The 20,101-nt window shown below is 48.7% G+C and carries 19 protein-coding genes; 13 read left to right on the top strand and 6 right to left on the bottom strand.

Annotated features, from left to right (window positions below):
• Positions 1-6: 6 nt before the first annotated feature.
• From ACYVEA_RS24765 to ACYVEA_RS24815, 11 genes are all read left to right on the top strand, one after another.
• Entirely contained in the window at positions 7-459 is a 453-nt protein-coding gene (locus ACYVEA_RS24765; protein ID WP_461116114.1) for a DUF6980 family protein, read from the top strand.
• A complete protein-coding gene (locus ACYVEA_RS24770) occupies positions 452-1,636 on the top strand; it encodes an aminotransferase class V-fold PLP-dependent enzyme (RefSeq protein WP_461116115.1) in 1,185 nt (394 codons plus the stop codon). The genes ACYVEA_RS24765 and ACYVEA_RS24770 overlap by 8 nt, the downstream gene beginning before the upstream one ends.
• Positions 1,633-2,139, top strand: a complete 507-nt coding sequence (locus ACYVEA_RS24775; RefSeq protein ID WP_461116116.1) for a peptide deformylase — start codon at positions 1,633-1,635, stop codon at positions 2,137-2,139. The genes ACYVEA_RS24770 and ACYVEA_RS24775 overlap by 4 nt, the downstream gene beginning before the upstream one ends.
• 53 nt (positions 2,140-2,192) lie before the next feature.
• A complete protein-coding gene (locus ACYVEA_RS24780) occupies positions 2,193-2,648 on the top strand; it encodes an antitoxin Xre-like helix-turn-helix domain-containing protein (RefSeq protein ID WP_461116117.1) in 456 nt (151 codons plus the stop codon).
• Entirely contained in the window at positions 2,648-3,103 is a 456-nt protein-coding gene (locus ACYVEA_RS24785; RefSeq protein ID WP_461116118.1) for an RES family NAD+ phosphorylase, read from the top strand. The genes ACYVEA_RS24780 and ACYVEA_RS24785 overlap by 1 nt, the downstream gene beginning before the upstream one ends.
• Positions 3,104-3,123: 20 nt before the next feature.
• The gene (hisC, locus tag ACYVEA_RS24790; protein WP_461116119.1) at positions 3,124-4,251 is read left to right on the top strand and encodes a histidinol-phosphate transaminase; all 1,128 of its coding nucleotides are present in this window, start codon (positions 3,124-3,126) and stop codon (positions 4,249-4,251) included.
• Positions 4,252-4,267: 16 nt separating this feature from the next.
• Entirely contained in the window at positions 4,268-4,810 is a 543-nt protein-coding gene (locus ACYVEA_RS24795; RefSeq protein WP_461116120.1) for a hypothetical protein, read from the top strand.
• Positions 4,811-4,883: 73 nt separating this feature from the next.
• Positions 4,884-8,225: a UvrD-helicase domain-containing protein gene (locus tag ACYVEA_RS24800; RefSeq protein WP_461116121.1), complete on the top strand. Its 3,342-nt coding sequence runs from the start codon at positions 4,884-4,886 to the stop codon at positions 8,223-8,225.
• A gap of 27 nt (positions 8,226-8,252) precedes the next feature.
• On the top strand, positions 8,253-9,122 hold the full coding sequence (locus tag ACYVEA_RS24805; protein WP_461116122.1) for a phosphatase PAP2 family protein: 870 nt from the start codon (positions 8,253-8,255) through the stop codon (positions 9,120-9,122).
• Between the two features lie 52 nt (positions 9,123-9,174).
• Positions 9,175-10,134: a methylenetetrahydrofolate reductase [NAD(P)H] gene (gene metF / locus ACYVEA_RS24810; protein WP_461116123.1), complete on the top strand. Its 960-nt coding sequence runs from the start codon at positions 9,175-9,177 to the stop codon at positions 10,132-10,134.
• Between the two features lie 188 nt (positions 10,135-10,322).
• The gene (locus ACYVEA_RS24815; protein ID WP_461116124.1) at positions 10,323-11,687 is read left to right on the top strand and encodes a glycoside hydrolase family 88/105 protein; all 1,365 of its coding nucleotides are present in this window, start codon (positions 10,323-10,325) and stop codon (positions 11,685-11,687) included.
• A gap of 217 nt (positions 11,688-11,904) precedes the next feature.
• Here ACYVEA_RS24815 and rhaT read toward each other — a convergent pair whose 3' ends face one another.
• A complete protein-coding gene (rhaT, locus tag ACYVEA_RS24820; RefSeq protein WP_461116125.1) occupies positions 11,905-12,942 on the bottom strand; it encodes an L-rhamnose/proton symporter RhaT in 1,038 nt (345 codons plus the stop codon).
• A gap of 321 nt (positions 12,943-13,263) precedes the next feature.
• Between rhaT and ACYVEA_RS24825 the strand changes: the two genes are divergently transcribed.
• Positions 13,264-14,397, top strand: a complete 1,134-nt coding sequence (locus tag ACYVEA_RS24825) for a glycoside hydrolase family 88/105 protein (protein ID WP_461116126.1) — start codon at positions 13,264-13,266, stop codon at positions 14,395-14,397.
• Between the two features lie 54 nt (positions 14,398-14,451).
• Complete coding sequence (gene rhaM / locus ACYVEA_RS24830; protein ID WP_461116127.1) at positions 14,452-14,766, top strand: L-rhamnose mutarotase; 315 nt, start codon at positions 14,452-14,454, stop codon at positions 14,764-14,766.
• A 36-nt stretch (positions 14,767-14,802) separates the two neighbouring features.
• On the opposite strand, the gene ACYVEA_RS24835 is transcribed toward rhaM, so the two are convergent.
• From ACYVEA_RS24835 to ACYVEA_RS24855, 5 genes are all read right to left on the bottom strand, one after another.
• Entirely contained in the window at positions 14,803-15,309 is a 507-nt protein-coding gene (locus tag ACYVEA_RS24835; protein ID WP_461116128.1) for a hypothetical protein, read from the bottom strand.
• A gap of 361 nt (positions 15,310-15,670) precedes the next feature.
• The gene (locus tag ACYVEA_RS24840) at positions 15,671-16,837 is read right to left on the bottom strand and encodes an endonuclease/exonuclease/phosphatase family protein (protein ID WP_461116129.1); all 1,167 of its coding nucleotides are present in this window, start codon (positions 16,835-16,837) and stop codon (positions 15,671-15,673) included.
• A 47-nt stretch (positions 16,838-16,884) separates the two neighbouring features.
• Positions 16,885-17,835: a hypothetical protein gene (locus ACYVEA_RS24845; protein ID WP_461116130.1), complete on the bottom strand. Its 951-nt coding sequence runs from the start codon at positions 17,833-17,835 to the stop codon at positions 16,885-16,887.
• Positions 17,836-17,911: 76 nt separating this feature from the next.
• Positions 17,912-19,294, bottom strand: a complete 1,383-nt coding sequence (locus ACYVEA_RS24850) for a sensor histidine kinase (RefSeq protein ID WP_461116131.1) — start codon at positions 19,292-19,294, stop codon at positions 17,912-17,914.
• On the bottom strand, positions 19,294-19,974 hold the full coding sequence (locus ACYVEA_RS24855) for a response regulator (RefSeq protein ID WP_093829388.1): 681 nt from the start codon (positions 19,972-19,974) through the stop codon (positions 19,294-19,296). Before ACYVEA_RS24855 ends, ACYVEA_RS24850 begins: the two co-directional genes overlap by 1 nt.
• Positions 19,975-20,101: the final 127 nt, after the last annotated feature.

Consider the following 20,101-nt stretch of genomic DNA (forward strand, 5'->3'; position numbering starts at 1 on the left):
AAAGCCATGAGCCAGTGGATAATTGAGGTGCCGGAGGAGAATGTCGAACTTTTACTTGCTCTATTGCCTAAATTCAACGCTCGGCTTATAAGACGACTATCAGTCGTGGAAGAGTCCGTGATTGAGTTAAATCTTAATAAAAGGCCGCAATACCCCATTCATGATTGCGAGATGATGCGCTATCATTTAGAGACCTGGTTTTTGAGCGTTGAAAACGTCGATAATGCAGACGCCATTATTTCTTACGACCCCGTTTTTGACGAATATGGATTGCCAATTTATGACGGCGGATCTTCTAAAATATTAATAGATTATTGTCCTTGGTGTGGTGATAAATTAGCAGGATCTAAACGCAATGAGTGGTTTACACGCTTAGAAAAGCTCAATATTGATACTACGGACGAGACACAGATTCCCAAATCATTTAAGTCAGATTCCTGGTACCACCCGAATGCTTGATTTTATTTCCCTCCGCGCTGAAACACCTGGCGTTCAGCACGTCGTTCATTTTAATAACGCCGGGGCGTCGCTGATGCCAAAGCCAGTTATTGACGCCATTACGGCACATATCAAGCTCGAAGCTGAAATGGGTGGCTATGAGGCTGCTGTCGTTCAGAAAGAAGCGATCCAGGATTTTTACGATTCGACGGCCGCCCTGCTCAACACTAATGCCAACAACATTGCCGCAACGGCCAATGCTACCGATGCCTACGCTCGTGCACTGTCGTCGATTCCGTTCAACCGGGGCGATGTTATCCTAACCACCATCAATGATTACGTCTCCAATCAGATTGCGTTTTTGTCGTTGCAACAGCGGTTTGGCGTAGAGATCGTTCGAGCGGTCGACGTTCCACTCGGCGGGGTTTCGGTGGACGATATGGCTGAAAAGATCAAATCACTACGTCCTCGTTTAGTGGCCGTTACGCACGTTCCCACCAATTCGGGTCTTGTGCAACCGGTCGAAGCGATTGGTCAGATTTGTCAGGAAGACTATGTACTGTATCTGGTCGATGCGTGCCAGTCAGTAGGCCAACTGCCGGTTGATGTGACGAAGATTCAGTGCGATTTCCTGACTGCCACCTGCCGGAAGTTTCTGCGGGGACCGCGTGGCATGGGCTTTCTCTATGTATCAGACAAGGTTTTATCCAGACATATGGCTCCCTTGTTTATTGACCTGCACGGGGCTGCCTGGGAATCGGCGAATACCTATCGGCTGGAATCAACAGCCAAACGGTTCGAAGATTGGGAGTTTCCGTATGCGCTGGTGTTGGGGGCGGCCCAAGCCAACCGTTATGCGATAAACATTGGTATTGAGGCAATTGCCCAACGTAATGCCGAATTGTGTGCTAGTTTGCGACATCAGTTAATGGAGTTGCCTGGCGTTCGTTTGCTGGATGAGGGCGCCCAGTTAGCTAGTATCATTACGTTGTTCAGTGATCGAAAATCGGCCGACGATCTGAAAGCTCACTTGACAACCGAACACATTAATACGTCGCTTAGCCCGCACGGAGCTGCCATTCTTGATTTTGACAGGAAAGGTATGAAAACCGTTGCTCTGCGTATCTCGCCCCATTATTTCAATACGGAGGATGAGATTACTACGTTGGTCGAAACCTTGAAGCGCTTTCTGGTATGAAACACCTTGCTGATCTTTTGCTCCTGGGCGATCCGCGCCTGTACGAAACCTGCGAGCCCGTGCTGGAAGCTGAGTTACCTCTCATTTCGGGGTGGGTCACTGATCTGCATAACGTGATGGAAGAAATCAGGGCCACCTATCAGTTTGGCCGGGGTATTGCGGCTCCGCAACTGGGCATCATGAAGCGGTTGATTTACCTGAATGTGGATCGTCCGCAAGTCATCATCAACCCGGAACTGATAGCTGTCAGCGCCGAAACCGACGAGCTTTGGGATGATTGCATGAGTTTCCCAAACCTGCTGGTACGTGTTCAGCGGCATCGTAGCCTGACTATCACGTACCGCGATGAAAACTGGAAAGCGCATACCTGGAACGTAACAGACTGGCCAATATCGGAGCTGATTCAGCATGAATACGATCATTTGAATGGGGTGTTGTGCACGATGCGCGCAATAGACGGGCAATCGTTTCAGTGGCGGCCAACCCCAGACATAAAGTCTTAGTTAGGGTAAAAACGCACCATATTAGTTGCTTGGCGATAATTGTCCGTATATTTATGGAAATTATTCCAACTATTAGTATGACGCCCGCGAAAGTATACCAACGGTTAGGTGGTCAGCAATTTATTCCTGTATCACAAAGTGTGCAAACCGGAGCAGATCTGGCTCATTTAGTGAACAGTGGGCTTCCGAAACAGACCATTAAGCGATTGGCTGACTCATTGGGCGTTGATGAGCGGGAGATTATTAACTTATTGCCTGTAACGCCCCGTAATCTACAGCGCTACAAAGACACTGATAAACTGAGTGAGACTGTTGCCGACCGGCTCGTGGCGTTGGCCTCTCTTTTCGAGTGGGGTGAACATGTACTAGGTAAAGATTACTTTAATGAGTGGTTGCATACACTAAGTTTACCGATGCATGACAAGCCAATTAATCTACTGACCTCAAATACTGGAATTCAGGCAGTCAAGGACGAATTGATACGAATTGCTTTTGGTGTTCTGGCCTGATGGAAGTTTTTCGCGTATCAAAACGCCAATACCAACAGGATTTAATCGGAACAGGGGCTTATTTGGCTGGCGGCCGTTGGAATACCGTTGGTAATTATATGTTATATACGGCAGCAAGTCGTTCATTGGCTATATTGGAGGTTCTGGTTCATATATCCCGTAATCGGCCTCTTGATGATTATTCCGTCGTTGTCCTGCACATTCCAGACAATCTATTCGTAGATGCTATCGACCCGGCGGCCTTGTCTGAAAATTGGCGGGAACTATACAGCCAGACACAACCACTTGGTGATCAATGGCTTAGCGGACAGCCATCACTTTCATTGCGAGTTCCTTCTGCAATTGTAAAAGCCGAATACAATTATTTACTTAATCCGAATCATGAAGCGTTTAAACTGGTAAAAGTATTAGACTACGAACCGATTCAGTTTGATGAACGCTTTTTTGGACACTAACAGGCATTTGCTTACGACTTATGTTTACGCTCAACAACCTCCTTCGTCCCCACATTCTGACCTTAACGCCTTATTCATCGGCCCGCGATGAGTACACGGGCAAAGTCGGGGTGTTCCTGGATGCGAACGAAAATCCGCTTGGCTCGACTACCGATTCCGGCGATTACAATCGGTATCCCGACCCGCACCAGTGGGCTATCAAGCAGCGGCTGGCACCGATTAAGGGCGTTCGGGCCGGGCAAATTTTTCTGGGTAACGGCTCCGACGAACCCATTGACTTGCTCGTTCGGGCTACCTGCATACCGGGCCAGGACAATATTTTGATCATGCCACCAACCTATGGCATGTATGAAGTGTCGGCAGCTGTTAACGACGTAGCGATTGTTAAAGTCCCGCTAACGGCTGACTTTCAGATAGATACGGATGCTGTATTGGCAGCTATCACTCCCAATACTAAACTCATGTGGTTATGTTCACCCAATAATCCGTCTGGAAATCTGCTTCATGCCGATGCAATTCGGGCAATTCTAGCCGCGGCTGATCATTCGTTGGTAATTGTTGACGAAGCGTATATAGACTTCGCCGATACGCCATCATGGACGAGTGAACTGGACAAGTATCCCAATCTGGTCGTATTGCAGACCTTTTCAAAGGCGTGGGGCCTGGCTGCCCTACGGCTCGGTATGTGCTTCGGGTCAGAAGAGTTGATTCAGGTACTTAACAAAATCAAGCCACCGTATAATATTTCAGCCCCAACGCAGATGCTCGCCCTCGAAGCGCTCATGCACGAAGCCGAAAAGAATAAAATGGTGACTGAACTATTGGGTGAACGTCAAACGTTGGTTGAAAATCTGCGTTCTTTGCCTTCAGTGCAGGTTATTTATCCGTCTGATGCCAATTTTCTGCTGGTTCGTTTTGACGATGCAAAGGCGGTGTTTGAGCATCTGATTGAACAGCAGGTCATTGTCCGCGACCGTTCGAAGGTCAAGTTATGTGATGGTTGCCTGCGGATTTCAGTAGGAACGAAAGCTGAAAATGGACGCCTTTTAGACGTACTAAGGCATATGAAAAATGACCCTGTGTCAACCAATCTACCAGTAGGACCGGGGGAGTTGGCCAGTAAACCAGAATTAGTATCGAATGCGTAGCTTGTCGCTGTTCCCTATGAGAAAATTACTTTTAATTGTAACGCTGGCCTTAGTTGGCTGGCTAATGACGTCGAATGGGGCTCAGGCTCAGTATAATAACTGGTCGATAGGCGCCCGAATCGGGGAACCCTCGGGCATAAATATTCGCAAGTATTTTGGGAATAACCATGCTTTTGATCTGAATATCGGTACGTATGGTGGTATTTACGGAACCACGCGGAGCTATCGATCCGGCGATTACAAAACCGTTGGCCTGACGATACAGGGGCACTTTTTATGGCACACGGCCCTTACAAAAAGTGAAAGTCTGCGCGCTTACTACGGCTTCGGTGGCCAGATCAACAACCGAAAATATTACCCTGACTATCTATCGGGTCAACCTATTGATTTCGTCAAAGGGAATATTTCGCTGGGCGGGTCGGGTGTGGGTGGACTGGAGTATTTTCCGGTCAACAAACCCTATTCTATTTTTCTGGAAGCGGGTGCTTATCTTGAAGTTCTCCCTGCTCCATTTTTCCTCAATTTGAGTACGGGAATCGGGGCGAGGTATAATTTTTAGTCAATAGTTAAGAGTCGTCGGTCGTTAGTTTACCTAAGTGCTGACGACTGACAGCTATCGACTGACGACTCTTATGTTTAAAATCTATAGCTCTTCGGCTGGATCGGGGAAAACCTACACACTCACCAAAGAGTACCTGAAACTGGCGCTACGACCGGGTGTGGCCGATAGTTATTTCCGGCATATTCTGGCCGTGACGTTTACGAACGCGGCAGCCAACGAAATGAAGAACCGGATTCTGAAAAATCTGGCGGGTATTGCCGGACAGGAGGAATCTCCGTTGTTGGTTGAGTTGGTAACCGAGCTTTATGGTACCCCGCCCGGCACCGATTCGTTTGCTGTTTCCAAAACCGATTTACGCCAGAAAGCGTCGGCCGTTTTTAAAACCATCCTGCACCGCTACGCCGATTTCAGCGTAACAACCATTGACTCCTTCACACAACGTATCGTTATGGCCTTTACCGACGAACTCGGGTTTCCGTATTCGTTTGAGGTGGAGATGGACACCGACGAAGTGCTTGAACTGGCTATCGACAATTTGATTGAAAAGGCCGGAACGGAGGAAATGGATGAGATTACGACAATTTTAAGTGAGTATTATAATGACACGGCCGCCGAAGGAAAAAGCTGGAATCAACTGCCTGAGTTGCTGAAAGAGTTTGGTCGAAATTTAACGTCCGATCAGTTCTACGAATCCGTTAATGCCGCACAGGAATTATCGCCGGGTGCGTTGCGCACCATTCGGGCGCAGTTGCTGGCGCACAACCAGCAGGTCGAAGCGGAGATTGTCGGGCAGGGACAGCGGGCCTGGAAACTCATAACGGATGCTGGTTTAGATGAAACGGATTTCAGCTATGGAGCGAGTGGGGTAGGAGGGTTTTTCAAAGCCATAGCCGATGGTAATGTCCAGAAAGAGGTAGGAATACGGGTCAATAAAGCGCTGACGAACAACGAGTGGTATACAAAAAAAACACCCTTGCCAGTTCAGGCGATGATTGATAGCATGACCAGCGAGTTAGGCGATTGTATCACGAAAATAATAGCGATACGTGCTGAATACGGCCAACAGGTGACGCTCTTTGACTGTCTATTGCCTCATTTACAGAAACTGGCGCTGCTGAAACAAATGCGGGTAGAATTCGACGATCTGCTACGTAAGGATGGTCGAGTCCATATTTCCGAATTCAATAAAAAGATTCTGAATATTGTTGCTTCTGAACCAGTGCCGTTTCTGTATGAGCGACTTGGCACCAAATACAACCACATTCTGATCGACGAATTTCAGGATACGTCTCGTCTGCAATTTGCCAACCTCCTGCCACTGATCGAAAACGCGCTGGGTGGTGACCATTTCAACCTGGCTGTGGGCGATGGAAAGCAGGCAATTTATCGCTTCCGGGGGGGCGATATAGATCAGATCGTTTCGCTCCACCGGCAGGATCTGGAAAGCCTGAAAATAGCGCACAATCCTGACTCCTGGACGTCCGAACGGATCGGGATGCTCGATGGTCATTTGCAGGGTGATTTGCTCGATACTAACTGGCGTAGTGCTGAGCCGATCGTTACATTCAACAACAATTTCTTCGAGTTTACCGCCCGCAAATTTGAAGGTCAGCACCCGAAAGTAGCCGATGTTTTCGACGCCGAGCAGGTATTCCATCAGAAAACGCAACCCAACGCCCGACAGGCGGGGCATGTGCAAATCGACTTTGTCGAAAAAGCGGAGGAAGAGGGTAAGGATTTGACGGCGGGTATGCTCGATATAACCATCGCACACCTGAACAAAGCCCTGGCCGATGGCTATCAATACGGCGATATTGCGATTTTATGTCGCAAAAAAGCACACGCAAAAGCCTTAGCCAATGAATTGAATGCCCGCCAGATTCCACTCGTGTCGGCCGATTCGCTGTCGCTGGAATTTTCGGACCCCGTCAAGTGGCTCGTGACGCTCATGCAGGTGCTTCAGCGACCCGATCAGTTGCTGCTACGGTATGAATTACTGTATCTGTTTCACCGGGTCGTGCAGGGTATCTTTCCGGATGATGCCCTGACGGAGAAGCTACGGGCTGTAGCCAACGGCGATCCGTTGGGTGTATATGAGTACCTCACAGCAGCGGGCTACCCGCTTGACCCGCATGCGTTGGGCCAACTGAATCCATATGAACTGGCCGAGCGACTGACGGCTCAATTTGGCCTGTTCAATCAGGCTGAACACAATCCATTCCTGTTTCGGTTTCTGGATGAAGTGCTGGCGTTTAACCAGAAACGTAGTGGTCACCTGAGTGATTTTCTAGTGTACTGGGAGAGCGTTCGGCAGAAGATTTCGGTAGAAGGAAACGCCCGGAATGCGGTAAGTATTCAAACGATTCACAAAGCAAAGGGGCTGGAGTTCCCGGTGGTGATCATTCCCTTTGCCAACTGGAAAGTGGAGCCGATCAGCGACAGTACTATATGGCTCGATCTGACCGATATTCGAACGGATGTGCTGGCTCACGAAAATGGGGCAGGTAAACTAACCCGGTTGCTATCCGCCCCGTCGAACACAATCAGCAAACTACGGGGAGCGCCTGAGTCAATTTCGGCTCAGTATGAAGATGAAATGACCCGTACGTTTCTGGAAAATATGAACCTGCTTTATGTAGCGTTCACCCGCCCGACGGATCGGCTCTACGTGATCAGCGAGGCCAAAGACTTTAGCAAAGGCCAGCAAAATACGATTAGTCACTGGCTTCATGCCTTTCTGCGGGATAGTGAGATTGCCCGAAATTGTGGCTGTCCGTGGCAGGAGGGTCAACTTACATACCAGATCAGTTTGTGCGACGACTCGTTCTCGAAGAAAAACACCGACGAACTACTGGACGAAATTTTTCTGGACGACATCATCAGTGGCAATCGGGGACAGGACATGCAACTTCGTCGGCAGGCCGACCGGATGTTCGACGTAGCAACCTTTGAGCGAACCCGCGAACGGGATCGCAAATTGTGTGCGGCTTTAAGCTTAATTAAAGGGCCTGAAAGCATCGACAACGTACTCCGTCAACTGGTCAGTGAGGGGCTGGTACGTAGTTCGGAACGTGCCGATTTAAAACAAAGCCTCATAACTATTGTGACGCATCCGGCTCTGGCTTCCTTATTCGACCCAACGTTACGTATCGACACTGACCGGAATATCCTGAGCAGCAAACGAATGCATGGCGCTCCGCATCGGGTCGTCCACTATCCGGATGGCAGCGTTGTGTTGATTCAATATGAGTCGGTTCAGGTAGCGGTGTCGGCTTCTCAATCGACACAGACGATTGATCCGGTTGATTCGTTACGTTATTTTACAAGTCTCTACCGGGACATGGGATTTCCAGAGGTCGAAGGTCGGCTGGTGTATCTGGCCGATCAACCTGAAGTTATTCGGGTAGTGTAAGCGTGAATTATAAATGATGGAGTATAAATGATAAAGTCAGTCGTTGAAATTTCCCCCAAGTCTTTCCTCAGGAAGAGTCAAACTATCATCACTGCATTCATCATTTATCATGCATCATGTATTATTTCTTTCGCGCAGTCGCCTTATGAATTAAAAACAGCGCGTGAACTAGCCTGGTTGGGTATTGGAACTGCGTCTATGGGCGTATCGCTGGCACTTGACCATACGGTTGATCCGCTGACGCAAAGCGAAATTGCTACGCTGAATCGAGCCGAGATTAATGCCTTCGATCGAAACGCTACGTATCATTGGTCAACGCGGGCTGGTCGACTGAGCGACGTTACCCTGCTGGGTAATGTGGCGTTGGCAGGGGCCCTGGCAGTAGGCACAAAACCCATGCGGCAAGATGTTAAAACGGTGGCCATTATGTATGTTGAAACAATGCTGCTGTCAAATGGCATCGAAGGATCGGTAAAGGCTATTACGCAACGTAATCGTCCGTTTGTTTATAATCCAGATGCGCCACTCGATGAAAAACTTACTCGGGACGCCCGCCAGTCGTTTTTTTCGGGCCACGCGGCCAGCTCGTTTGCCACCGCAGTGTTCACCAGCGAAGTGTTCCGACATTATTTTCCGCACTCCCGATTAAAACCGGTTGTCTGGATTGGATCGCTGGGATTAGCTACGGCAACGGCAATGCTACGGTATGAGGCTGGTAAACATTACCCAACTGACCTGATCACCGGGGCTGCTTTTGGAACGCTGGTGGGCTGGGGCGTCCCGAAACTACATGAGGTGAAGAACCGGAGCGATTTAGGCCGTCGGCTCGATGTACAACCCTGGAGCAGCGGATCGACCAACGGAATCTATGTGCGGTTGGCGGTGTTTTCCCGTTAACTTTGCCTCGCCTTATCTGGCGTAATGAAGTAGGCAAGCGATTATCTGACGAATGACAAAAATTACCGACCACATTAAGGCCGCTAACGGCAAACCGATTTTTTCGATCGAAGTAATTCCGCCTATCAAAGGCGATAATCTGAAGAATCTGCTCGACAATATCGAGCCGCTGATGGAGTTCAAACCCCCCTTCATTGACGTTACGTATCACCGCGAAGAATACATCGAACGGCCAATGCCCGATGGCACGATTCAGAAGATTGTGACACGAAAACGGCCCGGTACGGTTGGTATCTGCTCGGCTATTATGCACCGGTTTGGCGTGGATGCGGTACCTCACGTACTCTGCGGAGGATTTACCCGCGAGGAAACCGAAGATTTTCTGATCGATCTTCATTACCTCGGCATCGACAACGCACTGGTGCTGCGTGGCGACCCGGCCAAGCCGTTCAGTACGTTCAAGGCAAAAGAAAATGGCTACACCTACGCCAGCGAACTAGTGGAACAGGTGGCTAATATGAACCGGGGAATTTATCTGCACGAAGAAGATACTGCGTTGGCACCCAGTAACTTCTGTATTGGCGTAGCCGCCTATCCTGAGAAACACTTTGAAGCCGTCGATCACGATTCTGACTTCAAATACCTCAAACAGAAAATAGATAAAGGAGCGGACTACATCGTTACGCAGATGTTCTTCGATAACCAAAAGTACCTGGAGTTTGTCGACCGCTGTCGGCAGGAGGGGATTACGGTTCCCATTATTCCGGGCCTGAAACCTCTCAGCACGCGCAAGCAATTACAGATTTTACCTAAACTTTTTCACCTCCAGATACCCGACGATCTGGTTCGGGCCGTAGAAGCTTGTGAGAACGATCAGCAGGCCCGGCAGGTTGGCGTAGAATGGTGCATTCAGCAAGGGCGCGAACTAACGGCGGCCGGTGCGCCAGTACTCCATTTTTACACGATGGGAAAAGCTGATAATATCATGAAAGTTGCCAGAGAGCTGTTTTAGCGCCAGGTGCCGGGGGGTAAAAGCGCTGCACTTAAGCGAAGACTAATTAATTCTGAGTGTGATTCTGCTCGCTTGCAATTAAGCAGGTTTCCACCTTACAACGCAAAAATAAGTAGCCTGGCACGTCGCCAGGCTTTGTTGTGCTGTATTGAATCTGAGCACGGTACCTGTTTAAGCCATAATATTACATGATAAAATTCTCCAAGTCAGTCGCAATCTTACTGATCGGGACCGCCACGGTTTCGTCGTTTGGTCAGAATACACCGCCTAAGGCCAATGATTCGACTACACCGTTGCATTTGCTCCAACCCGATTATCCGGTGCCTTATGGCCAACCGAAAAAGGAGGATGTTGTCAACGTTCTTAATCGGGTTTATACCTATCTGGACGAAACAACACCTATGCAGGTGATTGATAAGCAGACGCAACAACCCATAGCGGACTTGACAAAATCCAATGCCAACGCTATTATCAAGCCCGGTGATTTTCGACTGACCAGCTACGAATGGGGCGTCACGTATGCGGGTATGTTGCTCGCCACTGAGGCCACCGGCGACCCGCGCTACGCCGATTACACCAACAAACGACTTACGTTTCTGAATTCATTACGTCCCTACTTTCGCGATCAGGTGAATGCTGACCCGAAAGCAAATACGTCGCTTCGGCAGATGCTGGCTCCTCACGCACTCGATGATGTGGGGGCAATGTGTGCGGCCATGATCAAAGCAAGCCGAGCCGGGGAAGTCAAAGCCGATATGCGGCCGCAAATCGATGCGTTCATTTCGTATATCATGACGAAGGAATATCGCCTGTCGGATGGTACGCTGGCCCGCAACCGCCCGCAGCCCAATACGCTTTGGCTCGATGATCTGTTCATGAGCGTTCCCGCCCTGGCGCAGATGGGTAAGCTAACCAATGACCGTAAATATTACGACGAGGCCGTTAAACAGGTGTTACAGTTTTCGAAGCGTATGTTTAACAAGGACAAGGGGTTATACATGCACGGCTGGGTCGAAGGCATGACGGTGCATCCGCAATTTCACTGGGCGCGGGCCAATGGCTGGGGCATTATGACTACCGTGGAATTGCTAGATGTTCTACCGGAAAACCATCCGGGACGTCCGGCTATGCTGGAGTTACTACGTGCCCACGCGCATGGCCTGGCCGCTTGTCAGTCAGGGGTAGGTTTCTGGCATCAGTTACTGGACCGTAACGATTCGTATCTGGAAACTTCGGCCACGGCTATTTATGTGTTTTCCATTGCCCGAGCCATCAACCGGGGCTGGCTGGATGCTAAAGCCTACTCGCCCATGGTACTGCTCGGCTGGAATGCTGTCTCTACGAAAGTGACCGACAAAGGGCAAATTGAAGGAACCTGCGTAGGCACAGGTATGGGTTTCGATCCAGCTTTTTATTACTATCGGCCGATCAACGTATACGCAGCGCATGGCTACGGGCCGGTGTTACTGGCTGGTGCCGAAGTGATCAATTTACTGAATAGAAAAACCTTTGAAATCAACGACAGTTCGCTGCAATTGACAGAGAAGAAGTGATTAGGCTGAACGCGATGATATAGCTATATCAGAAAACAGGCGCGGATAAAAAGTAGGCTGGTGAAGCCAGCTGTTGGCTTGGTATTCAACGTATTGAGATTATTTTAAACCAGGTCGTCGACTTATATACAGAACGGTGATAAATAAAGTGGGAAGATGGTAATCGCCATCTTCCCATTTTATTTAGCTGGTAAAAATAGACTACTGCTACGTTAACTCATGCCCCTAGATAATTGCCAATGCCGACGATAACGGTTGAGAGTACAACCAGCGAAATACCCAGCGAAATGGTACGCATGGTTGGTGCATTGGCCCCTCTCCACTCGTGCAGATACAATCCCCAAAAGCTACTGAAGGCAATAATGAAGGCCATATGGAGTGTCCAGCCCGAAAACCGGTATTCACCCATTTTGCTGTCGCCCATGCCGTAAAAAAAGAACTGGAAATACCAGGTAAAACCGGCTAAGGCGCAGAAAATGATGTTGGGCACAATGGGGGTCGATGGGTTGGTATAGTCCGTATACGTTCGGTTGCGAATGTTCAGGTAAATTGTCCAAATAGCGTTGGTTGTCAGTCCGCCCAGCAGAATAATAACCAGCGGGGCATTATTCATGTATAGCGTATCCGTTCCATGCGTGACCGCTAATTCAGAAATAGACTGCCCCGCCGTAAGACCAAAGGACATGCAGGCGCTCATGACACCGGAAAAAACGGCCACGAATAACCCCTTTTTAAGATCGAATTCTGTAATAACGGCTTTCTTCTGTGCGTCGGACAGCGAACGTTCTTTCATCATGCCGGCGATACCGCAAACAGAAATGCCCAGTACGCAGACGGCCAGACCCAGAATGATAACCCGCCCGGAGGTAGTGCTGACAAGCTTTACAAATTCACCCTGCCAGATGGGTGGAACCAGCGTACCGAAAACGGCGCATAAACCCAGGGTGACGGCCATCCCAAGTGATAAGCCCAGATACCGCATGGCCAAACCAAAGGTAAGTCCCCCGAACCCCCACATAACACCCCAGAAGTACGTCCACCATAGCGTGTCTGTGGAAGCCTGACGTAGTACGCCAAAGAGGTCGGAGACGGTAAGTGACCCCATGATAAGGGGAGCGGCCAACCAGGAGAACAGACCGCCGACGAGCCAGTAGCTTTCCCAGGCCCATCCACGGACTTTATTATATGGTATATAAAAACTACCGGAGGCAAATCCTCCCAGCGCATGCAACACAACACCCCAGATTACACCCATTTTTTCGTTATTTTTTACAAATATGTCCTGTTCGATTTCTACCACTTTCCTGCTCTTTCCTGTAACTACGCACACTAAAGTACACTAGCGCGGCACAAAGCGTCCGTGCTACGTTGGTAGGTTAACCGCCAAGCAAAGAGATGAAGTCAATCACCAGGGAAGTACATACTAGCAGGAGAAAGCAAGCGGGATGTACTTTGTCTAAAACAAGATGGGTGTCAGTTACTACTTATCAAGCCAGATTATGAAACGTCGCTTTCAGGTGAATAATATACTATGCAAATGATAATCAGGCCGTTAGTTGGACGAGTTATACTAGTCATGCTAACCGTTGTCTCGGTTGGGCAGGCACAAAAACTTCCTGATAAAAAGGAAATTGTCACTAAAATGACCCTGGCTAACGCGTATTTTATGAAAACATGGCCTGATCCTGGTAAGGAAATCGTGACCAATAAAACCCGCCCAAGTAATATCTGGACACGGGCAGTCTACTACGAAGGGTTGATGGCGCTGTACGCCATTGACAAAAAGAAAGCCTACTACGAATATGCCGTCGAGTGGGGCGAAAAGCACAATTGGGGGCTCCGAAGTGGAATCACTACGCGTAACGCCGATGACCAATGTTGCGGTCAAACCTACATTGATCTGTATCTGATCGAAGAGAAAAACAATGGTTTGGCTATACAATCACTCGAACGTATTACTGCTATTCAGGCATCTATTGACGCGATGGTACGTAGTGACAAAGTAGATGACTGGAGTTGGGTTGACGCGTTGCAAATGGCGATGCCAGTGTTTGTCCGGTTTGGAGTTTTATCTAGATATCGTAAGGATGTAGCCCCTGATTATTTTGAGAAAATGTACCAGATGTATATGTACTCGAAGACGAAACACGGCGGGAATGGGCTATACAATCCCAAAGACGGTTTGTGGTGGCGGGATAAGGATTTTGTGCCGCCCTATAAAGAGCCAAATGGCAAAGACTGTTATTGGTCGCGGGGCAATGGCTGGGCCGTTGCGGCTTTGGTTCGTGTACTCGACATTATGCCGAAAGATGGCCCGCACCGGGATGAGTACGAAAAAACGTATCTGGAAATGATGCGCGCTTTGCCACCGCTGCAACGTTCTGACGGTTACTGGAACGTAAGTTTACACGACCCAACGAATTTCGGCGGAAAAGAACTAACCGGAACCGCGCTATTTATATACGGTATGGCGTGGGGCGTAAATCACGGCTTACTCGACGGGAAAACGTATCGCCCGATTATTGCCAAAGCCTGGAATGCGATGGCAACTGAGGCTGTACATCCGAACGGTTTCCTGGGCTATGTGCAGGGGACGGGTAAGGAACCCAAAGATGGTCAGCCTGTTACGTACGACAGTAAACCTGATTTCGAAGATTATGGCCTCGGCTGTTTCCTGTTGGCTGGAACGGAGTTGTACAAAATGAAGTAGGTTTACGGCAATCTTTCGTTCTCCCAAATACCGTAAACCGTAAACCAAAAACATATGGAAGAAATAGCCTTTACGATGAAACTGAAGCCGGGTGTGGAGGCCGAATACCAGCGCCGTCATGATGAGATTTGGCCAGAGCTGTCGGCGGCTTTGGTCGAAGCGGGCATTCGCGATTATTCCATTTATCTTGACCGCTCAACAGGAACGTTGTTTGCGGTGCAGAAACGTATTACCAACCACAGGGCGCACGAATTGCCGGGACTGCCCGTTATGAAGCGATGGTGGGCTTACATGGCCGATCTGATGGAAACCAATCCCGATAATTCGCCCGTGGCCGTGCCGTTGGCGAAGGTATTTCATATGGAGTAGCTGAGAACATTTCCCTCTCAGCTACTCCATACATACCTATATGGCTTTCCAGGTCATGATGGTCTTGTAGGACTTGGAAGGCTCGGTAACTGAAACTTCAACTTTTAGCCCACTGGCTGAAGCTTCCAGCACTTTCCAGTCCGAAACGTCGGTTGCGTCGTTGTCTTTTACGATGTGGATGGTTTTCGTCGATTCATTATACGTCCAGTGACTGGGTTTGGCTACCGACGGATCTGGTTCATTGTCAGAGCAGGCGAGTGGTCCATTGCTGCCCGATAGTTGCCCATTCTTCTCGAACACAAGGGTGTTGTCTTTTTCACAGTCACGCAGGAAAACGGTCAGATCCGTGTCCAGCTTGCCATCACCATCGAGATCAATGGCTGGATTAACTTCAAACGAGGTCATCCGTAGGTTTTTACCGACGAACGCTAAATTGTTGTCGGGTGATGTAGGCCGAACGGTATCGTTTTCCTTCTTACAGGATGAAAGGGTGAGCATGAAGGCGGCCATTGCGGCCAGTAGTGGAGTAGTAATGCGGTTCATTGTAGTAAGTTGTTTATGGATTGGGTAGTAAAAAATGGTTCGAAAGAGCAACAGAGGAAGTGGTAACCACTACGTTCGGGCGTTTTCATCTGCTGAACGATGTAAAATTGGCGTACCGAAGACAGGTAGCCTATACCCAGTTCAATCAACTGGTAAAAGCTATGAATGAACTGCTGTAAAGAAGTAGTCAAGTGTAGCTGATCAGTTGAATAAATCAACAGGTTAAAACGACTTCGCCCGACCCGCTCAGGTTATATACCATTGCGCGGGTCGGGCGAAGTCGTTTTAATTTTAATAAGCCAGTACGTATTACTGGTTAAAAGGCCGATGCAAAGTATGCTACAGAACTGAGCCTTGAGAACTAATGCAGGGCCAGGGCGTCGGTTGATGCGTGTACCGATTTTTTTAGCACGTACTGAGCCAAAACGGGGAAGTGGTCGGAAAAGGAAATGCCCGACAAAGTCTGGCACGTTTTGATGTGCCAGTCACTGCTAACGAACTGTTGGTCTATACGTACGCAATAAGGGTGACGGTTCAGTGTGAAACCAAGCCCCTGACCAGCTTCTTCAAACGCATTTCGGAAGTTCTGACTAAGTTTTCCGTACGAATAACCAATGGGTGGTTCGTTGAAATCCCCACAGATAATAACGGGAAACCGACTGCCTACTACGTAAGACTCGACCTCCTTCAACTGCTCATTTCGGTTGTCAAACCCTTCTTTCAGCTTGCAGAATGTATCGAAAACTTCGAACGAAAATTTGTCGATGTCGCCCGATTTTAACGCATCAATCGCCTGATTGGTACGTACGCCCATTGACCATAGGTGCACATTAACCACCCGGATAGTATCAGCCCCGTAGGCAATATCGGCGCACAGAAACCCATTGATATCGGGACCATTCGGGCGATTCCAGATACGGCCATACTGGTGTACCACCGGATATTTAGAAAATAACGCCAGCCCGATTTCCCGACCTCGATCAAAGCAGGTCAGCTTGGCAATTTTGGTCTTGTACTGACTTTCGATCTGAAGATTGGGTGAATATTCCTGAAAACAGGCAATGTCAGCCTGTAGCGTGGCTGGGTTGAATCCAGTATTAAGCCCAACGGGAAACGTTTCGCTATTGAAACTCAGTACGTTCAGCGTCTTCGCCTGATTTATAGTTAGGTTAGTTGTATCAGAACGGCTTAGGCCCACTAACCTTTTCACAACGACAAACGAGAACAAAACCCAGATCAGTCCGGCCATCGCCACCGCTTTCTGGTGTTTAAAGAACAGGTAAATGCAGGCTATTAATCCGCAGGGAATCGCCAGCGGTAAACTCATCATCACAAAACCCGTTAGCCAGTGCCCATCCAGCGGATAGTAGCAAAAAGCCATCGTGAAAAATAGGAAGCTCAGTGTCGTGTAGGCAATCGGGAACTGACGGTATTCGCTGAACAGCCAGGTTGCTACGTCAAGTAATCTGTTCAGGGCATACGCGCAAATGGACAACAGAATAGCTGCCGATTTATTAAAAGTTTTCATAGGCTGAGTGAGTGTTGGTTAATTACATCAATCCCGAACCAGTGGGATCATTTCACCTGAAAATGAGCATCACCGATTTTGATGCCTTCAGAATATAACTCCGCAGTATAAGCCCCTGGTTTATAAGGAGCTTCCCGCCGAAAAAGTATGTCGACCCGTTGGTCATTGTTCTCAAAAGGAACCGTTTGCCGGAGACTATAGCCGATTTCATTCCCATCAACTAGCAAGATTCCGCCGATGCCACTTTCACTCACAACGGCTCCATTTGCGTCTAGCAAGCGTAGGTAAATGTCTTTATCATTCGTTAAGGCGACTGGATTAGATGGCAGGATGAAGGTTACTTTTAACCGGTCAATACGTGATGCTTTATAGGAACCGCCCCGGCGCTCTTTGCCGTTGGATGCCACCGCATTGACTTCCACATTTACGGCTTTCATGGTGGAAGCCAGGGTTACTTTATCCTTTAAATCGGCATTTTGAAGCGAATAATTGACCACCGTTCGGGCTAAGGCCGCCTTTTCGTTTTTAAGCCCTTCATTTTCGCTGAGGATGCTTTGCTTTTCCTGTTCAAGGGCGCGTGTCTGGCTGAGTAATGAGCCATTCTCAGCCTTTAGCTTCCGGGTGTCGTCCGCATGAAGCGTCAGGAAATTTTTGTAGTCTCTGATTTTTAAGGTGTATTGCTGAATGGAAAAGGAGAGATCGTACTTCAGTTTCTTTTTGTCATTCTCCAGTTGCCGTTTGATACGTTCCAGTTCGGCAACGTTACCGCCAAGCCGACGCACTTCACTGATTTTCTCATCCAGTCTTGCTGAAATGGAGTCGAGCTTGATCTGGGTGGAGGCAAATTGCTCCACTTTAGACGTCAGGAGTTTTTGAATTTCAAGGGTTTCGTTTCGGGAGCCAATAAATAAATAGGCCAGCAGCGCCAGAATGCCCACTAAAGCCCCAATCGTCATGTTAATCGCTCCCTGCTTACTACTCGTTGTCGCTGCCTCCATCGTGATGTTTGAGTAGATCCACTACAAAGCAACGACATGGAACTTAAGCAGGGCTTAAGCTGACCTTAAATTTACCTTAAAATGGGTCGGGGTTGGAGAGCGACAACGTAAACGTAGTGCCCCTGGATGTAGAATTCACCGTGATCTCACCCTGGTGAATCTGAACGATCTGGGAGACGATAGCAAGCCCCACACCATGCCCGCTGATGGATTGATTCGTTACGTTGCTTCGGAAGAAAGGCTGAAAAATAAACGGTAAATCGGTCGCCGGTATCTGCGTTCCTTCGTTGAAAACGGATATCGTTATCGTTCCTCCTGTGGATTTAAAGGTAACCTTGGCCGTTTTTGTCGGTGAAAACTTGCAGGCATTATCGATAAGATTCATCAATAACACCTTCAGCGACGGCCGGTTCCCTACCGTAATCAGCGCTTCTTCGTTGTCGGGAAAATCGATAAAGGTAAGCTGAATCACATAGTCTTCGTGCCACTCCTGTAATTGCGTTTTTGTTTCCCAGATCAGCTCATCCATGCGGACCGGTTCGAATAGCATCGTATTCCCCTGTATCGACGTGTTGGCCAATTCGAGCAACGTATTGGTCAGTTGGGTGAGCGAGCGGGTATCTTCCTGTAGTGACTTAAGCGTACGTTCATATGCGTCGGGATTTCGTTTCTGAATAAGCGCTACGTCGATCTGGGAATTAATTTTGGTGAGCGGGTTTTTCAGCTCATGCGATACGTTCGCGATGAACATTTTTTGCGTGTTCAAAGCCTGTTCGATGCGGTCGAGCAACTGGTTGAACGTAGCAACCAGTAACCCAATTTCGTCCGAGCGATTGGGGTGTTCAACGCGCCTTGTCACATTCGCCGGGAAAATGGTATTGACTTGCTGAATAATGCCCGACATGGGCGCCAGAGCCCGGCTGGCAAACAGCCAGCCCGAAATACCAAGCAGAAGAATGGCCGCCAGAATCATGACCATCAAGATCTTCTTCAGATCGTCCAGCGCTTCTTCGCCCGTTTTGTCAATGCCGCTCACAATCACCCAGTTTCTGCTGTTTCCGCGCGCCAGACGAATGGCTACAACCTGATACTCATTTTGGTGCAGAAACAACGTCTGAGCCGCCGAATCGAGCAATGGAATAAATTGCTCGTGGAATTGGGTATTCGCCGGATTTGTGGAAAATAGTACCTTTCTATTGGTCTCATTGTAGACCGAAATGTTCTCGTTAAGCAGCGGTTCTTTATTGTCAGCGTCGATGAGCCGCAGTACGGTGCTATCCGTTTGCTTTAGGTCAAAAAGGAGCGTGGTTGTCGTGATGGCACGATCCTGAAGTCGCTTGAAAAACCGTTTTTCAAGATAAAGTTTGCTGAAAAAATAAACGCCGAGTGAGAAGAACAGCAGAATCAACGTCACCAGAAAGACGAACTGATAGGTGAGTCGGGTTCGAATATTTACCATTACGACAAAAGTTTTAGAACGTAGCCCATGCCGATCTGGGTATGGAGCAATTTGGGTTCGAAATCCTTGTCAATCTTCTTGCGTAGGAAATTTATATAGACTTCAATGATATTGGTGCCAGTGTCGAACGTTAAATCCCAGAGTCGTTCGGCCAGTTCAACTTTAGAAATTACCCGCCCCTGATGACGAAGGAAGTACTCAAGCAGTTGAAATTCTTTGGCTGTCAGCGCGATTTCCTTACCGGCCCGCACCACTTTTTTGGCATCTGGATCTAATTCCAGATCAGCGATTTTTAGCAGATTGGCCGTTTGTGCCATGCCCGTGTTCCGGCGGGTCAGCGCCCTGACGCGCGCCATTAACTCGCGGAACTCGAATGGTTTAACCAGGTAATCATCCGCTCCGGCGTCGAGTCCCACAATTTTGTCATCGGTCGTTCCCAGAGCCGTCAGCATCAAAATTGGGGTGGCTACGTTGGCCTCCCGCAGTTTTCGGCAAAGCACCAGGCCATTCATGCCAGGCAAGATGATGTCGGATATTATAAGGGCATAGGCCGACCGGGTGGCTAATTCAAAACCCATCGTCCCGTCGTACGCTACATCGACCTCCCACTGGTGCTCTTCAAGTCCCTGTTTGATACTCTGAATGGTTTTGACCTCATCTTCAATAATCAAAATTTTCATGGTACGGCAGTATCGTCAGTCGAATTTAGGCGAAATAATGCAATAGACGCGCTTTTTTGATTGAACCGTCCGCTTTACTATTAATTGGTACTGGATATTTCCCGGGCGCAACGCCTGTTCACCTGAC

The organism is Spirosoma jeollabukense (assembly GCF_054777855.1).

Bases quoted from the DNA above. Each gene is read 5' to 3' on its own strand.
- ACYVEA_RS24850 (WP_461116131.1), bottom strand. From the start codon at position 19,294: ATGGTAAATATTCGAACCCGACTCACCTATCAGTTCGTCTTTCTGGTG.
- ACYVEA_RS24835 (WP_461116128.1), bottom strand. From the start codon at position 15,309: ATGAACCGCATTACTACTCCACTACTGGCCGCAATGGCCGCCTTCATG.
- ACYVEA_RS24780 (WP_461116117.1), top strand. From the start codon at position 2,193: ATGGAAATTATTCCAACTATTAGTATGACGCCCGCGAAAGTATACCAA.
- ACYVEA_RS24765 (WP_461116114.1), top strand. From the start codon at position 7: ATGAGCCAGTGGATAATTGAGGTGCCGGAGGAGAATGTCGAACTTTTA.
- rhaM (WP_461116127.1), top strand. From the start codon at position 14,452: ATGGAAGAAATAGCCTTTACGATGAAACTGAAGCCGGGTGTGGAGGCC.
- ACYVEA_RS24815 (WP_461116124.1), top strand. From the start codon at position 10,323: ATGATAAAATTCTCCAAGTCAGTCGCAATCTTACTGATCGGGACCGCC.
- hisC (WP_461116119.1), top strand. From the start codon at position 3,124: ATGTTTACGCTCAACAACCTCCTTCGTCCCCACATTCTGACCTTAACG.
- ACYVEA_RS24770 (WP_461116115.1), top strand. From the start codon at position 452: ATGCTTGATTTTATTTCCCTCCGCGCTGAAACACCTGGCGTTCAGCAC.
- ACYVEA_RS24840 (WP_461116129.1), bottom strand. From the start codon at position 16,837: ATGAAAACTTTTAATAAATCGGCAGCTATTCTGTTGTCCATTTGCGCG.
- ACYVEA_RS24775 (WP_461116116.1), top strand. From the start codon at position 1,633: ATGAAACACCTTGCTGATCTTTTGCTCCTGGGCGATCCGCGCCTGTAC.
- ACYVEA_RS24785 (WP_461116118.1), top strand. From the start codon at position 2,648: ATGGAAGTTTTTCGCGTATCAAAACGCCAATACCAACAGGATTTAATC.
- ACYVEA_RS24825 (WP_461116126.1), top strand. From the start codon at position 13,264: ATGCTAACCGTTGTCTCGGTTGGGCAGGCACAAAAACTTCCTGATAAA.
- ACYVEA_RS24845 (WP_461116130.1), bottom strand. From the start codon at position 17,835: ATGGAGGCAGCGACAACGAGTAGTAAGCAGGGAGCGATTAACATGACG.
- metF (WP_461116123.1), top strand. From the start codon at position 9,175: ATGACAAAAATTACCGACCACATTAAGGCCGCTAACGGCAAACCGATT.
- ACYVEA_RS24795 (WP_461116120.1), top strand. From the start codon at position 4,268: ATGAGAAAATTACTTTTAATTGTAACGCTGGCCTTAGTTGGCTGGCTA.
- ACYVEA_RS24855 (WP_093829388.1), bottom strand. From the start codon at position 19,974: ATGAAAATTTTGATTATTGAAGATGAGGTCAAAACCATTCAGAGTATC.
- rhaT (WP_461116125.1), bottom strand. From the start codon at position 12,942: ATGGGTGTAATCTGGGGTGTTGTGTTGCATGCGCTGGGAGGATTTGCC.
- ACYVEA_RS24805 (WP_461116122.1), top strand. From the start codon at position 8,253: ATGATAAAGTCAGTCGTTGAAATTTCCCCCAAGTCTTTCCTCAGGAAG.
- ACYVEA_RS24800 (WP_461116121.1), top strand. From the start codon at position 4,884: ATGTTTAAAATCTATAGCTCTTCGGCTGGATCGGGGAAAACCTACACA.